The sequence below is a fragment of the Eggerthella sp. AM16-19 genome, from assembly GCF_003474385.1.
In the GTDB taxonomy this organism is placed as follows: domain Bacteria; phylum Actinomycetota; class Coriobacteriia; order Coriobacteriales; family Eggerthellaceae; genus Senegalimassilia.
On sequence record NZ_QUCY01000046.1, the window covers coordinates 1 to 5,486 of the forward strand.

4 protein-coding genes and 1 pseudogene are annotated in these 5,486 nt (G+C 70.4%); all 5 read left to right on the forward strand.

Annotated features, from left to right (window positions below):
• Positions 1-1,778 (forward strand): VirD4-like conjugal transfer protein, CD1115 family (locus DW178_RS10995; RefSeq protein WP_147363867.1); only part of this gene is annotated, 1,778 nt, incomplete at its 5' end.
• Positions 1,779-1,862: 84 nt separating this feature from the next.
• The gene (locus DW178_RS11000; RefSeq protein ID WP_006234636.1) at positions 1,863-2,078 is read left to right on the forward strand and encodes a hypothetical protein; all 216 of its coding nucleotides are present in this window, start codon (positions 1,863-1,865) and stop codon (positions 2,076-2,078) included.
• Positions 2,079-2,108: 30 nt separating this feature from the next.
• Positions 2,109-2,516, forward strand: a complete 408-nt coding sequence (locus DW178_RS11005; protein ID WP_270241130.1) for a PrgI family protein — start codon at positions 2,109-2,111, stop codon at positions 2,514-2,516.
• Complete coding sequence (locus tag DW178_RS11010) at positions 2,485-4,962, forward strand: VirB4-like conjugal transfer ATPase, CD1110 family (protein ID WP_073293312.1); 2,478 nt, start codon at positions 2,485-2,487, stop codon at positions 4,960-4,962. The genes DW178_RS11005 and DW178_RS11010 overlap by 32 nt, the downstream gene beginning before the upstream one ends.
• Positions 4,963-4,964: 2 nt before the next feature.
• Positions 4,965-5,486 (forward strand): annotated as a pseudogene (locus DW178_RS11015) (hypothetical protein); the annotation flags it as partial.

A 5,486-nucleotide genomic window follows, 5' to 3' on the forward strand; every position in this document is an offset into this window, starting at 1 on the left:
TCGCCGCGGGGGACTTCGCGGCCGCGGCAATCGCGGCGTCGGGCGCGAACCCGATCCTCGACCCGAAGGCCGCCATGGCGGCGATACCCGCGGCGCTCCGCGCGGGGCGCGTCTTCTCCGCGGAGGCGCTTCCCCTGTGCGCGGGGACCGCCTGCGCGTGCGGCGCGCCCCTCGCCTGGGCGCGCTCCCTGGGGACCAAGGGGGCCCGGCGCGACGGCGAGGAGCACGGGAGCTCCAGGTGGGCCACGCCTAAGGACATCGCGCCCTTCGGCGACCCCAAGGACCCCGACAACAACATCATCCTCACCGACAACGCGCGCATCCGCCTCGTGAGCCGCAGGTTCGACCTCTCCACCGACACCAACGACAACGTGCTCGTGGTTGGAGGACCCGGCACCGGCAAGACGCGCTACTACGTCAAGCCGAACCTCCTGCAGGCCAACGCCAGCTTCTTCGTGACCGACCCGAAGGGCACGCTCATCCGCGAGATGGGCGGCGCGCTGGCGGAGCTCGGCTACGAGATCCGCGCGTTCGACACCATCGACTTCTCGCGCTCCATGCGCTTCAACCCCATAGCCTACATACGCGACGAGGCGGGCGTCATCCGCTTCGCCCGCGGCATCGTCGCCAACACCGAGGGCGAGGCCGACCACAAGGGCGACCCCTACTGGGAGAAGGCCGAGCGCCTGGTCTACACCGCACTCACGGCCTACCTCGTCATGCACTGCGAGCCCGCCGACCGAAACCTCGACGGGCTGCTCACGCTGCTCTCGCTCGCCGACGCCCGCGACGACCCGGGCTACATGAGCCCGCTCGACATGGTGTTCCGCGAGCTGGAGACCGGTGAGCGCTACGTCAGGCGCGGCGGCGCCTCGGCGGAGGGCGGATCGCTGCGCGGCTTCGCCGAGGAGGACGGCGCGTGGGAGTGGGTCAAGGTCCGCGAGCCCGCGCCGCCCGACGACTTCGCGTTCGCGAGCTACCGCGAGTTCCGCGTGGCCGCCGGCGACACCATGAAGTCGATGCTCTCGAGCTGCAACGTCCGCCTGAAGCCGCTGTCCATCCGCGCCGTCCGCGACCTCACCTCCAAAGACGAGCTCGATCTCGCCCACATGGGCGACGAGGGAGCCAAGGTCGCGCTCTTCGCGTCGATGAGCGACACCGACTCGACCTTCGACTTCCTGTTCGCCCTGCTCATGGACACGGCCGTGAGCGCGCTTTGCGCCGAGGCGCTCGAGGCGCACGGCGGATCGCTGCCCACGACGGTGCACTTCGTCTTCGACGAGTTCGCCAACATCGGGCGCATACCCGACTTCGAGCGGACCATCGCGGTCACCCGCAGCAGGAACATCGCGGTCTCGATGATCGCCCAGTCGCTCTCGCAGCTGAAGGAGACCTACGGCGACAACAACGCCGAGACCATCGTGAACGCCTGCGACACGCTGCTCTACCTGGGCGGCAAGGCGAACGAGACCAACGAGGAGATCAGCAAGATGGCCGGCAAGCAGACGGTGGCGAGCGAGACGCAGAGCGACTCGCGAGGCGCCGGCTGGACCCGGACCGTGAACCGGGGCATCTCCGAGCGCGACCTCATACAGCCCGCCGAGGTGGCGCGCATGCCGCGCGAGGACGCGCTCGTGCTCGTGAACGGGTGCATGCCGCTCATGGACCGGAAGTACCGGCTCGAGCGCCACCCGCGCTCGCGCCTGCTCGAGGGGGCCGCCCGCCGCGGCCCGTTCGACTTCGCGGAGTACCGCAGGCGGAAGGACGGCGCCTCGTGACGGGGCCGCGGAGGGCGCGGGCCTCCCCCGCCGCGGGGGAGGAGCAGCAAGGAACATCGTCAACCGAAAGCAAAGGAGAGCAGCATGCTCGCAAACGTCATCAAGCTCGTGTCGGGCTGCGTGACCTTCCTCGGCGGCTTCCTGGTCGTGTGGGGAGCGGTCTCGCTCGGCCTGGCCATCAGGGAGCAGCAGGGCGGCCCGCAGATCGCGACCGCCATTTCCACCATCGCCGGCGGCGCGATCATCATCGCCGCGTCGGTCTACTTCGGGCAGCTGGACACGTCCTGGCTGCCGGCATAGGGGGCGTCGCGGATGGCGCTCCGGATACCGGTGCAGAAGGACATCGGGGAGTACGAGGAGAAGATCGTCGGGAAGATGAGCCTGCGCACGCTCGCATGCGTGTCGCTCGGCTTCGGCAGCGCGGTCGGGGCGGCGGCCTTCGTCCACCTGGGCCTGCACGCCGACGTCGCGGACGCGGCCTTCCCGATCATGCTCTGCAGCATGCCGTTCTGGCTCGCCGGGTTCTGGCGGCCCTTCGGCATGCGCGCCGAGGAGCTGCTGCCGCTTTTGGCGGCACACGAGCTCTCCCCGCAGCTGCTCGCGTACGAGCCCTGCCTCGCCGGGAGCCTCCCCGAGGGCTCGCCGCGCCCGGGCCGCCCGGGACGTCGCGCGAGGCGCAGGGCAAGGAAGAAAGGAGCCGAGCTCTATGAGCCGAGCAAGAAGCAACAAGGAGAATAGGCCGAAGCGCCCGAGCACCCTCGGGCTGCTCCTCGGCGGCACGGGCGGGCGCAAGGACGCCTCGAAGGGCGCGGAGGCCGAGCGGCAGAGGCGCCGCCGGGAGCGCGACCGCTCGCGCGAGATGGCCGCCTACGTCGGCTACGACGCCATGTACAGGGACGGCATCGCCCAGGTGATGCCCGGGGTGTTCAGCCAGACGGTCGAGTTCTCCGACATCAGCTACCAGTCCGCGCGCAAGGAGGCGCGCGAGACGGCCTTCACCGTGATGAGCTCGCTGTTCAACTACTTCCCGGCGGACTCCCACGTGCAGCTCCAGGTAGTGAACGCGCCCATCCCCGCCGACGAGGTCGGCCGCAAGGTCTTCTTCGAGCCCGGGGAGCGCGCCACCGCCGGGCTCGCCGAAGAGTACAACCGGATCCTCAACGACAAGATGCGCGAGGGCGTCTCGAACCTCGTGCGCCACCGCTACCTGACCTACGCCGTGGGCGCCGACGACGTCGACGCCGCGGTGCCCAAGCTCGCGCGCATCCGGGGCGACGTGGAGCAGACGCTCGCGCGCATACGCTGCTCGTCGCGCGCCCTCGACGGCGTCGAGAGGCTCGAGCTTTTGCAGGGGCAGCTGCGCCCGGGGTCGCGCTTCGAGTTCTCCTGGGACAAATTGTCCCCGACGTCGGGAGCGCGCACGAAGGACTTCGTCATGCCCTCCACGCTCGACTTCAAGCCCGAGGGCAGGTCCGACTGCTTCCGCAGCGACGGGCGCTACGGCGCGGTGCTCGCGGTGCGCAGCTTCGGGTCGGTCATCGAGGAGACCTACCTCGCCTCCATCATCGACCTGCCGCTGCCGCTCAACGTGACGCTGCACGTGCAGCCCATCGCGCAGAGCGAGGCGCTCGCGCTCGTGAAGCGCCAGATCGACTGGATGGACAAGGAGATCATCGACGAGCAGATGAGCGCCGTGAAGAAGGGCTACGACTACCAGATCCTGCCGCCCGAGCTGCGCTTCTCGAAGGAGGAGGCCGAGGAGCTGCTCGACTTCCTGCGCAACAAGTCCGAGCGCCTGTTCGTCTACACGGGCCTCGTCTACACCTGGGCCGACAGCCTCGAGGAGCTCGACCGCCGCGTCCAGCAGGTGACGAGCGTCGCGCAGGGCTGCACGATCGGCCTCGAGCCGCTCCACTTCCGGCAGCGCCAGGCTCTCAACTCGGTGCTCCCGCTCGGGGACAACCACGTCACCGTGAGCCGCTACCTCACCACGGGGCAGGTGGCCATGCAGATGCCCTTCGCCAGCCAGAGCCTCGACGAGGCGGGCGGAGGCTACTACGGGCAGTCCAGGGAGAGCGGGAACCTGGTGCTGTGCGACCGCAAGCGCCTGGCGAGCCCCATGGGCTTCGTGTGCGGCAAGCCCGGATCGGGCAAGAGCTTCTCGGTGAAGCGCGAGATAACCAACACCGTGCTCGCGCACCCCGAGGACGAGGTCGTGATCTTCGACCCGGCCGGCGAGTACGGCAACCTCGTCGGCGCGCTCGGCGGTGCGAACGTCGAGCTCGCCCCGGGATGCTCGGCGGTGCTCAACCCCCTCGACACCGCCGACGTCGCGGACCGCGCCGACGCCGCCAAGCTCGCGTACAAGACCGACGCGGTGCTCGCGCTCTCGAGCGCGCTCATGGCCGAGGGCCGCGAGGGCCTGCCGGAGCGCGACCGCTCGATCATCGCCCGCTGCGTCGGCGAGGCGTACCGGGAGTGCGCGAGGGACGGCCGCCTGCCCACGCTCGGCGACTTCCACGCGGCGCTGCTCGCTCAGCCCGAGCCCGAGGCCGCCGACATCGCGCTGCGCTACGAGCGCTACGTGAAGGGCGCGTTCTCCTTCTTCAACGGCCAGAGCAACGTGGCGCTCGACAACCGCATCACCAACATCGACATGCACGGCCTCGGCCAGAACATGCGCGTGTTCGGCATGATCACGGCGCTCGAGATGGTGCGCAACCGCGTGATGGTAACGCCGCCGCGCCCCAACTACACCTGGCTCTACATCGACGAGGTGCAGAGCCTCTTCGCGCACCCGACGGTGGTCGAGTACTTCGCCCGCCTGTGGCGCGAGGGGCGCAAGTTCGGCCTCATCTGCACCGGCATCAGCCAGAACACGAGCCACATGCTGGCCAACGCCGAGGCCCGCGACATGGTGCTCAACTCCGAGTTCTTCCTGCTGCACAAGCAGTCCACCGCCGACCTCGACGCATGGGCGGAGATGCTCCAGCTCTCCGCCACGGAGCGCGGCTACATCGGCGACGCCGTCAAGCCCGGCGAGGGCCTGCTCATCAGCGCCGGGATCCGCGTGCCCATCACCGACGACTTCCCGAAAGGCCCGCTCTACGACCTGTGGAACACCAAGCCCGCAGAGGTCGCCGAGCGCGAGATGCGCCGGGCGGCGCGAGAGGCGGAGGAATAGGAATGGCCGGCCCGAGCGAGGGCGGCGGGATGCTCGAGGTGGTCGGGGCGCAGCGCCGCGACGTGCTCACCGCGGGCGACGTCGCGGAGACCGAGCGCGACGCCCTGGGAAACGTCTCGGAGGGTGCCGGCCCGCTCGACGAGGCGGGAGGCCCCGCCGCAACGGCGAAGGGGCGCCCTTCCAGGCCCGACGCGCCGGAAGGCGGGCTCGGGGACAAATTGTCCCAACCAGCCGGCGACCGGCGCGCGGCGGCCGCGATGCGCTCGCGCGTCGATGCGGCGAAGCTGGCGATCGCCCGGGAGGCCGTCTCCCAGCTCGACGACTCGGAGGAGCTCGAGGGCGCCTCGGGCATGTACGACGCGGGGCGTGCGGCCAAGAAGGCCGCGGGAAGGCTGCGGCAGAGGAAGGCGAAGAAAGCAGCCCAAGGCAGCCGCAAGGCGGCGACCGCGCTCGGCGCCCCAAAGGGAGGCGCGCGCGGCCCCGAGGCAGCCGGCGCGACCGCCCCGGCCAAGCACCAGGCGGCC